16 protein-coding genes and 2 tRNA genes are annotated in these 14850 nt (G+C 52.6%); 5 read left to right on the top strand and 13 right to left on the bottom strand.

What is annotated here, in order from left to right:
• Positions 1-19: 19 nt before the first annotated feature.
• The 8 genes from rimP to rlmE all read right to left on the bottom strand — a co-directional run bounded on the left by rimP (position 20) and on the right by rlmE (position 6446).
• Positions 20-472: a ribosome maturation factor RimP gene (rimP, locus tag A6A26_RS07500; protein ID WP_006121761.1), complete on the bottom strand. Its 453-nt coding sequence runs from the start codon at positions 470-472 to the stop codon at positions 20-22.
• A gap of 211 nt (positions 473-683) precedes the next feature.
• Positions 684-760 (bottom strand) — tRNA-Met (locus tag A6A26_RS07495).
• A 59-nt stretch (positions 761-819) separates the two neighbouring features.
• Positions 820-906: transfer RNA gene (locus tag A6A26_RS07490), tRNA-Leu, on the bottom strand.
• Positions 907-963: 57 nt separating this feature from the next.
• The gene (gene secG, locus A6A26_RS07485; protein ID WP_063878157.1) at positions 964-1299 is read right to left on the bottom strand and encodes a preprotein translocase subunit SecG; all 336 of its coding nucleotides are present in this window, start codon (positions 1297-1299) and stop codon (positions 964-966) included.
• A gap of 218 nt (positions 1300-1517) precedes the next feature.
• Positions 1518-2852, bottom strand: coding sequence for a phosphoglucosamine mutase (gene glmM / locus A6A26_RS07480; protein WP_063878156.1), 1335 nt, complete (start codon positions 2850-2852; stop codon positions 1518-1520).
• Positions 2853-2858: 6 nt separating this feature from the next.
• On the bottom strand, positions 2859-3692 hold the full coding sequence (folP, locus tag A6A26_RS07475; RefSeq protein ID WP_063878155.1) for a dihydropteroate synthase: 834 nt from the start codon (positions 3690-3692) through the stop codon (positions 2859-2861).
• An 82-nt stretch (positions 3693-3774) separates the two neighbouring features.
• On the bottom strand, positions 3775-5703 hold the full coding sequence (ftsH, locus tag A6A26_RS07470; RefSeq protein WP_063878154.1) for an ATP-dependent zinc metalloprotease FtsH: 1929 nt from the start codon (positions 5701-5703) through the stop codon (positions 3775-3777).
• Between the two features lie 113 nt (positions 5704-5816).
• Positions 5817-6446, bottom strand: a complete 630-nt coding sequence (gene rlmE / locus A6A26_RS07465; RefSeq protein ID WP_063881086.1) for a 23S rRNA (uridine(2552)-2'-O)-methyltransferase RlmE — start codon at positions 6444-6446, stop codon at positions 5817-5819.
• Between the two features lie 126 nt (positions 6447-6572).
• On the opposite strand from rlmE, the gene yhbY reads away from it, so the two are divergent.
• Positions 6573-6866, top strand: coding sequence for a ribosome assembly RNA-binding protein YhbY (gene yhbY, locus A6A26_RS07460; RefSeq protein ID WP_063878153.1), 294 nt, complete (start codon positions 6573-6575; stop codon positions 6864-6866).
• Positions 6867-6972: 106 nt separating this feature from the next.
• Here the strand turns inward: yhbY and greA are convergent, their stop codons facing one another.
• Positions 6973-7449, bottom strand: coding sequence for a transcription elongation factor GreA (gene greA, locus A6A26_RS07455; protein ID WP_063878152.1), 477 nt, complete (start codon positions 7447-7449; stop codon positions 6973-6975).
• 246 nt (positions 7450-7695) lie between these two features.
• On the opposite strand from greA, the gene dacB reads away from it, so the two are divergent.
• Positions 7696-9129, top strand: coding sequence for a serine-type D-Ala-D-Ala carboxypeptidase (gene dacB, locus A6A26_RS07450; protein ID WP_063881085.1), 1434 nt, complete (start codon positions 7696-7698; stop codon positions 9127-9129).
• 320 nt (positions 9130-9449) lie between these two features.
• The gene (locus A6A26_RS25400; protein WP_074180991.1) at positions 9450-9644 is read left to right on the top strand and encodes a hotdog family protein; all 195 of its coding nucleotides are present in this window, start codon (positions 9450-9452) and stop codon (positions 9642-9644) included.
• A 91-nt stretch (positions 9645-9735) separates the two neighbouring features.
• On the opposite strand, the gene cgtA is transcribed toward A6A26_RS25400, so the two are convergent.
• The 3 genes from cgtA to rplU all read right to left on the bottom strand — a co-directional run bounded on the left by cgtA (position 9736) and on the right by rplU (position 11734).
• Positions 9736-10908: an Obg family GTPase CgtA gene (gene cgtA, locus A6A26_RS07445; RefSeq protein ID WP_063878151.1), complete on the bottom strand. Its 1173-nt coding sequence runs from the start codon at positions 10906-10908 to the stop codon at positions 9736-9738.
• 241 nt (positions 10909-11149) lie between these two features.
• On the bottom strand, positions 11150-11407 hold the full coding sequence (gene rpmA, locus A6A26_RS07440; RefSeq protein WP_063878150.1) for a 50S ribosomal protein L27: 258 nt from the start codon (positions 11405-11407) through the stop codon (positions 11150-11152).
• A gap of 15 nt (positions 11408-11422) precedes the next feature.
• The gene (rplU, locus tag A6A26_RS07435; protein ID WP_013024339.1) at positions 11423-11734 is read right to left on the bottom strand and encodes a 50S ribosomal protein L21; all 312 of its coding nucleotides are present in this window, start codon (positions 11732-11734) and stop codon (positions 11423-11425) included.
• Positions 11735-11989: 255 nt separating this feature from the next.
• Here rplU and ispB point away from each other — a divergent pair, with 255 nt between their 5' ends.
• Complete coding sequence (gene ispB, locus A6A26_RS07430) at positions 11990-12961, top strand: octaprenyl diphosphate synthase (RefSeq protein WP_063878149.1); 972 nt, start codon at positions 11990-11992, stop codon at positions 12959-12961.
• Positions 12962-13186: 225 nt separating this feature from the next.
• Positions 13187-13468, top strand: a complete 282-nt coding sequence (locus A6A26_RS07425; RefSeq protein WP_063878148.1) for a helix-turn-helix domain-containing protein — start codon at positions 13187-13189, stop codon at positions 13466-13468.
• 79 nt (positions 13469-13547) lie between these two features.
• Here the strand turns inward: A6A26_RS07425 and murA are convergent, their stop codons facing one another.
• Positions 13548-14807, bottom strand: a complete 1260-nt coding sequence (gene murA, locus A6A26_RS07420) for a UDP-N-acetylglucosamine 1-carboxyvinyltransferase (protein WP_063878147.1) — start codon at positions 14805-14807, stop codon at positions 13548-13550.
• Positions 14808-14850: the final 43 nt, after the last annotated feature.

Genomic DNA, 14850 nt, shown 5'->3' with positions numbered 1-14850 from the left:
TTGGCCTCAATCCGGACTTTTAAAAGTGGGGGACCAGGTTCGCTTTCTGAATATTACTCAGCGCGAACACCTCGTCGTTACCCTCAACGTTTACCGTTATCATCTCACCCTCAACAGACTTGATAATTCCCTGCCATTTACGGCGGTTTTGAACGGCCATACGCAGCACCAGGCTCACCTCATCGCCGGTAAAGCGTGCATAATGTTCTGCAGTGAACAGAGGACGATCGAGCCCCGGTGAGGACACTTCAAGGTGGTAAGGAACCGTGATGGGATCTTCCACATCCATCACCGCACTCACCTGGTGGCTGACGTCCGCGCAATCGTCAACATTGATGCCATCTTCACTATCAATATAGATGCGCAGGGTTGATGTGCGACCACGAACGAATTCAATTCCGACCAGTTCGTAGCCGAGCGCTTCTACCGGAGCAGATACCAACTCTGTCAATTTTTGCTCTAATGTGGACAAGCCCACCCCCAAGACATAAAAAAAGGGCCTATAGCCCAGTATTACGATTCGCTAATAACAAAAAACCCCGAATATTCGGGGCTTTTTATCACTGGACCCTGTATGCCGCATTGCGGCCCGGACGCCCATCCAAAAGAATTTTTTTCAAAATTCGCTGCTTATGCGCCCGTCGATGCACACAGTATATTTGAAAAAGAACTCTAAGGGAAAGTGGTTGCGGGGGCCGGATTTGAACCGACGACCTTCGGGTTATGAGCCCGACGAGCTACCAGGCTGCTCCACCCCGCGTCCGAAAACGTGGCGAATATTACGCCGAACATGCATAAAATGCAAGTAATACTAAGATTTGGTACCGAGGACGGGACTTGAACCCGTAAGCCCTTTCGAGCACTACCACCTCAAGGTAGCGTGTCTACCAATTTCACCACCTCGGTACTGCACTGACTGCGACGCTGTTCTGCCGCTTTAGTTTGACGCTATTTTTACTGCTATTAGTGCGGGATATCATTGCCCGGCGTAGCCGGTTTAGCTGGCTGAGTCTGCTGTTGAGACTGAGCTGGCGCAGTGAGGTTTTCCCACTCGCTTCCTTTGGAGATCTTATTGCTGTTCAGGTTACCCAGAATCAAGCTGATGACGAAAAACAGCGTAGCCAGAACTGCGGTCATGCGAGTCATAAAGTTACCCGACCCGTTTGAACCAAACAGCGTGCCAGACGCGCCTGCACCAAATGATGCTCCCATATCAGCGCCTTTGCCTTGCTGCAGCATAATAAGACCCACAAGGCCAATTGCTACAATAAGGAAAACAACTAACAGAGCTTCGTACATAATCAACCTGTTTCCTTGCGCGTAATCCGCACAGTTAAAGCTTCAACCAATATGACGGGGAGTGTGTTCATCACCCATCAGAAGCGGGTGTGAATACTAACCAATGGCGCATACCTCTGCAAGTGCAATTTAGCTGTCACAGGCTGATTGCAGAAAAAAGCGCCAGTGCGATGATTTTACAGGCAGGAACAGGCTGCTGCGCCTGCCTGTCACGCGCGTCAGACGGCTTTGACCGCATCGGCAATCTGGTTAGCCAGTGCCGTCACCTGGGCGGCATCCTCACCTTCGACCATCACGCGGATTAAGGGTTCGGTACCGGATTTACGCAGCAGCACGCGCCCTTTTCCAGCCAGCGCTTTTTCTACGTCCTGCGCTACCGCTTTTACGGCATCGCTTTCCAGGGGATCGTGCTCACCGGCAAAGCGCACATTGACCAGTACCTGAGGCAGCATCTTCATTCCGGTGCACAGGTCATGCAGGCTCATATGATTACGTACCATAGCAGTGAGCACTTGCAAACTTGCCACAATGCCGTCGCCGGTGGCGATTTTATCCAGCAGAATCACGTGGCCTGAGTTTTCAGCGCCCAGCCGCCAGCCTTTTTCCTGAAGTTTTTCGAGCACATAGCGGTCGCCCACTTTGGCACGCACAAAGGGAATGCCCAGCTGCTTCAGGGCCAGTTCCAGCCCCATGTTGCTCATCAGCGTTCCCACGACACCGCCGCGCAACTGCCCCTGGCGCAGACCTTCGCGGGCAATGATATACAGAATCTGATCGCCATCCACTTTCTCGCCGAGATGGTCAACCATCATAATGCGATCGCCGTCACCATCGTAAGCCAGACCAATGTCTGCTTTCTCAGCCAGTACACGCTGTTGCAGCATTTTCAGATCGGTCGCGCCACACGCTTTATTGATGTTCATGCCGTCAGGCTGCACACCGATCGCAATCACCGTTGCGCCAAGTTCACGCAGTACGTTAGGTGCGATGTGATAGGTTGCGCCGTTAGCGCAGTCCACCACAATTTTCAGGCCATTCAGGCTGAGCTCGCTGGGGAAGGTGCCTTTACAAAATTCAATGTAACGTCCGGCGGCATCCACGATACGACTGGCGCGGCCCAGCAGGGCTGATTCAACACAGGTCAGCGGCTTTTCCATTTCCAGCTCAATCGCTTCTTCCACATCGTCAGGCAACTTGGTGCCTTCGGCAGAGAAGAACTTAATGCCGTTATCATCAAACGGATTATGAGAGGCTGAAATCACGATACCGGCTTCGGCACGGAACGTTCGGGTCAGATAGGCAATGGCAGGCGTCGGCATCGGGCCGGTAAACGCAGCAGATAAGCCTGCCGCAGCCAGGCCAGCTTCCAGCGCAGATTCCAGCATATAGCCCGAAATACGCGTGTCTTTACCTATAATAATTTTTTTCGAACCGTGGCGTGCCAGAACTTTCCCTGCGGCCCAGCCAAGTTTCAGAACAAAATCAGGGGTGATAGGTGACTCACCCACTTTGCCGCGAATCCCATCTGTACCAAAATATTTACGATTACTCATGCTCTGTCATCCTTTAGCTCTTTGTGTCGCTTCGACCACGCGCATCGCTTCGACCGTTTCTTTCACATCGTGAACGCGAATAATGTGTGCCCCCTGCATGGCGGCAATAACTGCACAGGCCAGGCTGCCGGTCAGACGCTGACCTGGCCCCACGTTCAGCAGTTGACCAATCATCGACTTACGCGACATACCAACCAGCAATGGCCGACCAAAATGGTGGAAATCGCTGAGACGGGCCAACAGCTCATAATTGTGGCTGAGATTCTTACCGAATCCGAAGCCCGGGTCGAGCAGCAGATTCTCTTTTTTTATTCCGGCCGCCTCGCAGCGGGCCAGTTGCTCGACGAAGAACGCATCCACGTCGTTGACGATATTCTGATAAGCCGGTGCCTGCTGCATGGTTCGTGGCTCGCCCTTCATGTGCATCAGGCACACAGGCAAGCCTGTCGCGGCAGCGGCGGCCAGCGCCCCCGGCTCGGATAAAGAGCGAACATCATTGATAATGTGAGCGCCCACTCTGGCGGCTTCCGTGATGACCTCAGCCTTAGACGTGTCGACCGAAATCCACACTTCAAAACGTTGAGCGATCGCTTCGACCACCGGGATCACCCGCTCAAGCTCCTCGTCAACACTGACCTCATCCGCGCCGGGACGCGTGGATTCGCCACCGACGTCAATAATGGTTGCGCCGGCATTGACCATTTCATTGGTATGCGTGAGCGCGTCGACCAGCGCGTTATGTTTACCACCATCGGAAAAAGAGTCCGGCGTGACATTCAGAATGCCCATCACATGTGGAAATGACAAATCGAGATGGGAATCACGGGCGAACAATTTCATGGTGAAAAACTCCTTGTGGCGCACAATGTATAGATGTAAAAAACCCCGGACCAGCCGGGGTTTTATTAAAAGACGTGGCGTCTTATTTGTCTAACTGTTCTGACATGGTGTTGCCTGGGTTTGGCGTACGCGGTTCATCGACCGGACGCGGTGCCTTTGGCGTGCCATTACTGTCAGAATTGCTGCTGCCGGGATCTTCCCAGCCCGCTGGCGGACGCACTTCCCGGCGTGCCATCAGGTCGTCGATCTGCGGTGCATCAATGGTTTCATACTTCATCAGCGCGTCTTTCATCGCATGAAGGATGTCCAGATTTTCACCCAGGATATGACGCGCACGCTGATAGTTAGTATCGATCAGATGTTTCACTTCCTGGTCGATAATACGGGCGGTTTCATCGGACATATGCTTGGCTTTCGCCACGGAGCGACCAAGGAAAACCTCACCCTCTTCTTCTGCGTACAGCAATGGACCCAGTTTTTCAGAGAAGCCCCACTGGGTCACCATGTTACGTGCCAGATTGGTCGCCACTTTGATGTCATTCGATGCGCCCGTTGAGACATGCTCTACACCGTAGATAATCTCTTCAGCCAGACGACCGCCATACAGCGTTGAAATCTGGCTTTCCAGTTTCTGACGGCTGGCGCTAATTGCGTCGCCTTCAGGCAGGAAGAATGTCACACCTAATGCACGACCACGCGGGATAATCGTCACTTTGTGTACCGGATCGTGTTCTGGCACCAGGCGACCAATAATGGCGTGACCGGCTTCGTGATAAGCCGTGGACTCTTTCTGCGCTTCCGTCATCACCATGGAACGACGCTCTGCACCCATCATGATCTTGTCTTTGGCTTTTTCAAACTCAACCATCGACACTACACGTTTGTTGCTGCGCGCAGCGAACAGCGCCGCTTCGTTGACCAGGTTAGCCAGATCGGCACCTGAGAAGCCCGGCGTACCGCGAGCGATGATTGCCGCGTCGATATCAGTTGCTAACGGCACACGGCGCATGTGCACTTTCAAAATCTGCTCACGACCACGAACGTCTGGCAAGCCAACCACAACCTGACGGTCAAAGCGGCCCGGACGCAGCAGCGCAGGGTCAAGAACGTCTGGACGGTTGGTTGCGGCAATAACAATGATGCCTTCGTTACCTTCAAAACCATCCATCTCAACCAGCATCTGGTTCAGGGTCTGCTCACGTTCATCGTGACCGCCACCTAAACCGGCGCCACGCTGACGACCGACAGCATCGATTTCATCGATAAAGATAATGCAGGGTGCCGCTTTCTTCGCCTGTTCAAACATGTCGCGCACACGAGATGCACCCACACCAACGAACATTTCAACAAAGTCAGAGCCCGAAATGGTAAAGAAGGGCACTTTCGCTTCACCCGCAATGGCTTTCGCCAGCAAGGTTTTACCGGTACCCGGCGGGCCAACCATCAGCACGCCTTTAGGGATTTTACCACCCAGCTTCTGGAAACGGCTCGGCTCACGCAGGTATTCAACCAGCTCGCTGACTTCCTCTTTCGCTTCGTCACAGCCTGCAACGTCAGCAAAAGTGGTTTTAATCTGATCTTCCGTCAGCATGCGGGCTTTGCTTTTACCAAAGGACATTGCGCCTTTGCCACCGCCGCCCTGCATTTGACGCATGAAGAAAATCCACACACCAATTAGCAGTAACATTGGGAACCATGAGATGAAGATAGACGCCAGCAGACTGGGTTCTTCCGGTGGTTCACCAACCACTTTCACGTTCTTGGTCAACAGGTTATCGAGTAACTTGGGGTCATTGACAGGAATGTAAGTGGTGTATTTATTGCTGTCTTTTTTGATAACGTTAATTTCACGCCCGTTAATACGTGCCTCGCGGACCTGATCCTGGTTCACTTCCGACAGGAAGGTTGAATAATCAACCCTACGGCCATTCGACTCGCTGGGCCCAAAGCTCTGGAAGACCGACATCAGCACGACCGCGATGACTAGCCAGAGAATCAGGTTTTTCGCCATGTCACTCAAGGGATTAACCTCATATTACAACGGTGTTAACAGATAGCGTAGGGTACTATAGATCCTTCGCACATGGAATCGCAGCAGGAATGCCGGGTTATCCATTACGTTGGTTACAGTTTAAGCCCAGTCGCCACAATATAAACTTCACGTGAACGTGAACGTGAAGCGTCAGGCTTACGTATTTTCACTTTCGTAAACAGGGAGCGAATTTCCCGCAGGTATTCATCAAAGCCATCTCCCTGGAACACTTTCACTACAAAACTACCGCCGGGAGCCAAAATGTCACGACACATCTCCAACGCCAGCTCCACCAAATACATCGACCGGGGAATATCTACGGCAGGTGTACCACTCATATTCGGTGCCATATCAGACATGACGACCTGGACTTTTTGATCGCCCACACGTTCAAGTAACGCTTTGATCACCGATTCTTCACGAAAATCACCTTGAAGGAAATCGACACCAACAATAGGGTCCATCGGCAGAATATCACAAGCAATAACGCGGCCTTTGGTCCCTATTTGCTGTACCACATATTGTGACCAGCCACCGGGTGCAGCACCCAGATCTACCACGGTCATACCGGGTTTGAAAAGCTTGTCACCCTGCTGTATTTCATCAAGTTTAAACCAGGCGCGCGAACGCAACCCTTTTTTCTGTGCCTGGAGCACGTATTTATCGCTAAAGTGTTCCTGTAGCCAGCGGCTGGAGCTGGCTGAACGCTTTTTACCGGTCATAAAATTTCCAACTAAATCGTCATCGTAGCGATAAATCTGCACGCGATAGGCTGCGTCGATTTGGCGATATACCCGAGATGGCGGTAGAATGAACCGTTTTCAATCCCCGAGTAAGTAAATAATACGATGAATCTAAGTACCAAACAAAAACAGCACCTCAAAGGCCTCGCCCATCCGCTCAAGCCAGTTGTCATGCTCGGAGGCAATGGCCTGACCGAAGGTGTCCTGGCTGAGATTGAACAAGCGCTGGAACATCACGAATTGATCAAGGTGAAAATTGCCGCTGAAGAACGTGAAACCAGGCAGTTGATCGTTGAAGCCATTGTACGTGAGACCCGTGCCAGCAACGTTCAGGTTATTGGCAAAATGCTGGTGCTGTATCGCCCCGCTAAAGAGAGCAAGATTTCTCTGCCACGTTAAGTGGGCAAAGAAAGTGCCATGCTCTTACATGGGATAAAAGGCCGCAGCGCGGCCTTTTTCCTTTCTTTACATTGTACGGCAACCCTTTTCAGACAGTTGCACCCTGTCAGATGTATTCCACCTTCAGGATTTCGTACTCAACATCACCGCCTGGCGTTTTGATAATCACAACGTCATCGGCTTCTTTACCCACCAGACCACGTGCCATCGGCGAGTTAACAGAAATCAGATTTTGTTTAAAGTCTGCCTCATCATCACCCACGATGCGATAAGTAAAGGCTTCATCGGTGTCCACATTCAGGATGCTAACCGTTGCGCCAAAAATCACGCGGCCGGTTTTCGGCATCTGAGTCACATCAATCACCTGTGCATTGGAGAGTTTGGCTTCAATCTCCTGAATGCGTCCCTCACAGAACCCCTGTTCTTCACGCGCAGCATGGTATTCGGCGTTCTCTTTCAAATCGCCGTGCTCGCGGGCCTCCGCGATGGAGGCAATAATGCGCGGGCGCTTCACCGTTTTCAGCTCATGCAGCTCTTCGCGCAGCCTTTCAGCGCCTCTTAACGTCATCGGAATCTGGTTCATTTTAGCTCCTCGTCATCATTCCTGTTTCACGGTGCATCCTGACCGGTGACTGCAGAAAAAAGCGTTCTGCGGCGCAAGACCTCGTTTTGCAAATAAAAGAATACTGACCCGGAAAGTGTTCCAGGCCAGAAAAGGTTTTGCAATTTGATACGTATTTTAACCCAGAGTTCCCTGCGGGTCATCGTTTACTTTCCACCGTCCTGGGACGTAGTATTGTCGCCTTCACCTGTCAGTTACCGCGAGATTATGCGATTTTCACGACTTGTTACCGGATTAACCTGTGCTTTTATGCTGCAGGCACAAGCAGCGCCAGTTGATGAATACATGCAGTATCTGCCAGATGGTGCCAATCTGGCTTTGCTGGTGCAAAAAGTGGGCGCATCAACGCCAATTATTGATTACCACGGGAAACAGATGGCACTTCCCGCCAGTACCATGAAAGTGATTACCGCCCTGGCGGCTTTACTGGAACTGGGCGGTGATTACCGTTTTCAAACGACCTTTGAAACCAAAGGCGCGCTGGTCGATGGCACGCTTAATGGTGATTTAGTTGCCCGGTTTGCTGGCGACCCGACGCTGGGCCGCCAGGATCTGCGTAATATGGTCGCGGCGTTAAAAAAACAAGGCATCACGCACATCAAAGGTAATCTGGTCATTGATACCTCGGTGTTTGCCAGCCATGACGCCGCACCGGGCTGGCCGTGGAACGACATGACCCAGTGCTTTAGTGCACCACCTGCCGCAGCCATTGTGGATAAAAACTGCTTCTCGGTTTCGCTCTACAGTGCTGAGAAGGCAGGCGAAAATGCCTTTATCCGCATTGCATCCTATTACCCGGCGCACATGCTGAGCCAGGTACGCACGATTGGGCGCAACAGTGGCGAAGGGCAATACTGCGAGCTGGACGTCGTGCCGGGAGAGTTGAACCGCTACACCTTAACCGGCTGTATGCGTCAGCGCAGCGATCCGCTTCCTTTGGCCTTTGCGGTTCAGGATGGCGCAGCCTGGGCAGGCGAGATCCTGAAAGCTGAATTGCGTTCTGCTGGTATTGATTACAGCGGCCATCTGTTGCGCCAGACGCAGGTGACCGAGCCGGGTACGGTGCTGGCTTCTACGCAGTCGGCCCCGCTGCATACGCTGCTGCACACCATGTTGAAGAAGTCCGATAATATGATTGCCGACACGGTTTTTCGTACTATCGGCCACCATTACTTCAACGTGCCCGGCACCTTCCGTGCGGGATCAGACGCGGTTCGTCGCGTCCTGCGTGAAAAGGCCAATATTGATTTAGGTAACAGCATCCAGGTGGATGGTTCGGGCCTGTCACGCCACGATCTGATCTCCCCCGCCACCATGATGCAGGTCCTGCAATATATTGCACAGAACGACAGCAAACTGGACTATATTTCGATGCTGCCGCTGGCCGGACACGATGGCACGCTGCAGTACCGTGGCGGCCTGCATGAAGCAGGACTGGATGGCAAAGTGTCGGCAAAAACCGGTTCGCTGCAAGGTGTTTACAACCTTGCAGGCTTTATCACCACCTCCAGCGGGGCGCGTATGGCGTTCGTGCAGTTCCTGTCGGGATACGCGGTTCCGCCTGAAGATCAGCGCACGCGCCGTATTCCACTGGTGCGTTTTGAAAGCCGACTTTATCGCGATATTAATAAGAATTACTGATTCATACTGATAAAACGCAGCGGACAATTCATCCGCTGCGTTTTTTATTGTCGATTGACACTGGGTGTTTACACGTACATGCCGGTGCATCCCGACCCGTTCGAGCTAGTGGTAGCCCTGCTATCTCCAGGTGGCGTTGTGGTCGCATTATCCCTTCACTCTGTTTTACCTTCACGGAAGTAACACTCGTCCAGTCGCCAATCCGCGCCAGACGCGCGTCGAAAAAGCATAATTTTTACTTAAGTTAATAAGTGAGTAAAGGCAGGCTTTTTCGCTGACGGACACGGCAACCCGTTGACCAACTGCATGGCGGAGCCTCGATGAGGTTAGCCGCAACCCGGGCTTCTGTGGCAGGCTATCTGGCAGCAGAGGAAGGGGCAGCCACGTGGCGGGCGTGGGAAGTGAATACCAGCCATCAGCGCGCCGTTTCAGGTGGTCGGCTGCGCGTCATTTGCATGTGGGTAAACGCAGTCCGTCGTGGCAGATTGAGATTCATAACAAACAGGATAGATTAGGCTGTAGCGCAGGATTTACGCGGGCGGTGCTGGCGGAGTGCTGAAATAAATCTGCCCCCGTTCCGGCGGAAAGGGGGCAGTTATAAGAGGTTTAGCGCTGGTAGATGATTTCGACGCCTTCGTCGTCATCCTCATCCCAGTCGTCATCCCACTCTTCGTCTTCTTCAACCGTTGCCGTTTCAATGGCTTCTTTGTGGTAATCATCCCACATGAACTCCACTTTCTCCGGCTGTTTTTCTTCAACGTCAGCTTCTTTCGGGTTGGCGTTGATAAAGCTCATCACATCCCAGCACAGGTCAGTGACGCCCTGACGGCTGGCGGCAGAGATAAGATAGTATTTATCTTCCCAGCCCAGCGCCTCGGCAATGGCTTTTGCGCGCGCCTGCGCTTCTTCGTCGTCGATCAGATCGACTTTGTTAAACACCAGCCAGCGCGGTTTGTTAAACAGCTTATCGCTGTATTTTTCCAGCTCACCCAGAATAATACGGGCGTTTTCAACCGGATCGCTCTCGTCAATGGGAGCAATATCGATCAGGTGCAGCAGCACGCGGCAGCGTTCGAGGTGCTTCAGGAAGCGAATGCCTAAACCTGCGCCTTCGGCCGCGCCTTCAATCAGGCCGGGAATATCTGCGATAACAAAGCTCTGCTCGCTATCCATACGCACGACGCCAAGGCTTGGCACCAGGGTGGTAAAGGGATAGTCCGCCACTTTTGGCTTGGCAGCAGAAACGGCACGAATAAAGGTCGATTTACCGGCATTAGGTAAACCCAACATGCCCACATCAGCCAGCAGCATCAGCTCCAGCTGCAGATCGCGTTTCTCACCGGGCGTGCCCATGGTTTTTTGACGCGGACTGCGGTTAACCGAGGATTTAAAACGGGTATTTCCCAGGCCATGCCAGCCACCTTTGGCTACCATCAACGTCTGCTGGTGACGCGTCATATCGCCCAGTGTTTCGCCAGTTCCCTGGTCGATAACGCGGGTGCCTACCGGTACTTTAACGGTGATATCTTTACCACGCTTACCGGTACAGTCACGACTCTGACCATTCTGCCCACGCTCAGCGCGGAAAGATTTTTCGAAACGATAATCGATCAGCGTGTTGAGGTTTTCGTCAGCAACCAAAAATACGTCGCCGCCATCACCACCATCACCACCGTCCGGGCCGCCCCTCGGGATATATTTTTCGCGGCGGAAACTGACACAACCATTACCGCCATCACCTGCGACGACCAAAATTGTCGCTTCATCAACAAACTTCATTTTCTTTCTCCGTCACACAATCGTCTGCAATACGCTGCAGACGGGTCCGCCAGGGTCTTCTGCGTGACCAGCGGCGGATAAATCAAAACTGGCTTACGCCAGCGTGTACATAAAGTGTACAGCAATCTTTCAGGCGATGTCGCCTGTCGGGCAATGGGTCGCAGAATGTAAAAAGCCCCGCAAGAGTTGCGGGGCCTTCAATTCGTGCGTTCAGACGTGAAACGTCTGCGTCACGACAACCTTACTCAGCAACGATGCTGATATATTTACGGTTGTTCGGACCTTTAACTTCGAATTTTACTTTGCCGTCTGTAGTAGCAAACAGAGTGTGGTCACGACCACAACCTACATTGTTACCCGCGTGGAATTTGGTTCCGCGCTGACGAACGATGATGCTACCTGCCAGGACAGATTCGCCACCGAAACGTTTTACACCCAGACGTTTTGCATTGGAGTCACGACCATTTCGAGTCGAACCACCAGCCTTTTTATGTGCCATTTGTCAGATCTCCTCTTACGCCGTGATACCAGTGATTTTCACATCAGTGAACCACTGGCGATGGCCTGCTTGCTTACGGTAGTGCTTACGACGACGAAACTTAACGATCTTAATTTTCTCGCCACGACCATGAGCAACAACTTCTGCCTTGATCACACCGCCTGAAACCAGTGGCGCGCCGATTTTCACGTCTTCGCCATTTGCAATCATCAGAACCTGGTCAAACTCGATGGTTTCACCGGTTGCGATGTCCAGCTTTTCCAGGCGAACGGTCTGACCTTCGCTTACTCGGTGTTGTTTACCACCACTTTGGAAAACCGCGTACATATAAAACTCCGCTTCTGCGCTTGCCTTTCAGTTCATCAGGCGGCGCGCTAAATATTCACAATAGGGCGCGAATTCTACGCAAAACTCCAACAGAAGACAAGAGCACTTTGCACACTCTTGCAGAAAAAAAACACAGGCTCAATGCAAACGTTTCTCAACCTGAAAATTCAAGTACAATCAGTAACAGATTACTGAACGCTGGCTGGGTAAAACCGCTTACCATGGCAGAGAAACGAGTCATAGCTGAAAAGACGAATGAACTTAGAACAGATTAACGAATTAACCGCACAGGACATGGCTGCCGTTAACCAGACCATACTCGACCAGCTGAATTCAGATGTCTCGCTCATCAACCAGCTGGGCTATTACATCATCAGTGGTGGCGGTAAACGCATCCGTCCCATGATTGCCGTGCTGTCAGCACGCGCCATGGGCTATCAGGGCGATCTACACGTCACCAATGCGGCGCTGATCGAATTTATCCACACCGCCACGCTTCTGCATGACGATGTCGTGGATGAATCCGATATGCGCCGTGGCAAGGCCACCGCGAACGCTGCATTTGGCAATGCAGCCAGCGTGCTGGTTGGTGATTTTATCTATACTCGCGCCTTCCAGATGATGACCAGCATGGGTTCGCTGCGCATCCTGGCGCTGATGTCTGAAGCGGTGAACGTCATCGCTGAAGGTGAAGTGCTCCAGCTGATGAACGTCAACGATCCTGACATCACGGAAGAGAGCTATATGCGGGTGATCTACAGTAAAACCGCGCGCTTATTTGAAGCGGCCTCTCAGGCATCGGCAATTTTAGCGGAGGCAACGCCGGCGCAGGAAAAAGCGCTGCAGGATTATGGGCGCTATCTGGGAACGGCTTTCCAGTTAATTGATGATTTACTGGACTACAGCGCGGACGGGGAAACCCTGGGGAAAAATACCGGCGACGATCTCAGCGAAGGTAAACCCACCCTGCCCCTGCTTCATGCGATGAACAATGGATCGCCTGAGCAGTCGAAAATGATCCGTGATGCTATTGAACAGGGTAATGGCCGCCATTTACTGGCACCGGTTCTGGAAGCCATGAATCAGTGTGGCTCACTGGAATGGACGCGTAAGCGTGCTGAACAGGAGGCCGATAAAGCCATTGAAGCCTTGCAGATTCTGCCAGAAACGCCGTGGCGCTCTGCCCTGGAGTCACTGGCGCACATGTCGGTACAACGCGATTTCTGATCCCTGACGGAGCCGCCCTGGCTCCGTTGCTCTCCCCCTTTCTCCGCCCTTGCATGCGTTACGCGCCTTTTGCGTCAGGCCGCTCAGTTCTGTCTGCTTGCCTAAATATTACTGGAATCTTATGGAAATTCTCTGATATAAAAACCCATAAATTTCCAGATAGTATTTAAATAAGTTATCACCACTCGCGTGTGACTTACTGACAAGGACAAGGAGAAAAAGGTTATGCAGAACAGGACTGAGGACTGGCATCCTGCCGATATTATTGCCGCGCTTCGTAAACGCGGTACCACACTTGCGGCGCTTTCACGTCAGTCAGGACTAAGCTCATCAACCCTGGCCAACGCGCTTTCGCGCCCCTGGCCTAAAGGCGAATGGCTGATTGCCGATGCGATCAATGTCCATCCGTCCGAGATATGGCCAAGCCGTTATTACGATCCTGAAACCCATTGTTTGCTGGATCGCAAAAAACGTGTGCGATCGACAGATAACGAAGCCAATAACTAACGTAACGCGATCTGAGGATGAAAAAAAACCAGCCGTGTTTCAAGGCTGGTTTTATCCGCATGAAGCAGCAAATTTATTCTTATTCGCCGCTGATGCGCTCGATATTCGCGCCCATCGCTTTCAGCTTATCTTCAATGTGCTCATAGCCGCGGTCAATGTGGTAAATGCGATCGACCAGCGTAGTGCCTTCCGCAATACAACCTGCCAGCACCAGGCTGGCTGAGGCGCGAAGATCCGTAGCCATGACTTGTGCCCCTGATAAGGTTTCCACACCATGACAGATTGCGGTATTGCTCTCAATTTCTGCGTGCCCGCCCATACGAATCAGCTCAGGAATGTGCATAAAGCGGTTTTCGAAAATGGTTTCGGTGATAAGTCCCGTCCCTTCGGCCACCAGATTCAGCAACGTAAACTGTGCCTGCATATCGGTCGGGAAACCCGGATGGGGAGCCGTACGCACGTTGACCGCTTTAGGGCGTTTGCCGTGCATATCCAGGCTGATCCAGTCTTCACCGGTTTCAATGTCTGCACCGGCATCGCGCAGCTTAGCGAGCACCGCATCCAGCGTATCGGGCTGGGCGTTACGACACAGAACCTTGCCACCGGAAATCGCTGCCGCGACCAGGAAGGTGCCGGTTTCAATACGGTCTGGCAGCACGCGATAAACGCCGCCACCCAGGCGCTCAACGCCCTCGATGGTAATTTTATCGGTACCTGCGCCACTGATTTTTGCGCCCAGCGTGTTCAGGAAGTTAGCCGTATCCACAATTTCAGGTTCACGTGCCGCATTCTCAATCACGGTGGTGCCGGTCGCCAGCGTCGCTGCGCTCATAATGGTAACGGTCGCGCCCACGCTGACTTTATCCATCACGATCAGCGCGCCTTTCAGGCGGCCATTGACTGAGGCTTTGACATAACCTTCTTCCAGCTTAATCTCTGCACCTAACTGCTCCAGGCCCGTAATGTGCAGGTCAACCGGACGCGCGCCGATGGCGCAGCCGCCAGGCAGTGACACTTCGCCCTGACCAAAACGCGCCACCAGCGGACCCAGCGCCCAGATTGAAGCGCGCATGGTTCTTACCAGTTCATAAGGCGCGCAAAAAACGTCTACGCCGCTGGCATCGACGTGTACAGAACCGTTGCGCTCAACTTTGGCACCCAGCTGTGTCAACAGCTTCATGGTAGTGTCGATGTCACGCAGCTTTGGCACATTCGTGATCTCGACCGGCTCTTCAGCCAGTAAAGCAGCAAACAGAATGGGCAGAGCGGCGTTCTTCGCGCCGGAAATGGTCACTTCACCACTTAAGCGGGTGGGGCCTTGCACACGAAATTTATCCATTAACACGGTTCTCAATTAACTGGCTAGTAAACGGTCACGCTCA

It is taken from the genome of Pantoea sp. OXWO6B1, from assembly GCF_001641135.1.
Classification (GTDB): domain Bacteria; phylum Pseudomonadota; class Gammaproteobacteria; order Enterobacterales; family Enterobacteriaceae; genus Pantoea; species Pantoea allii.
This window is presented reverse-complemented; position numbering and strand designations above follow the sequence as displayed.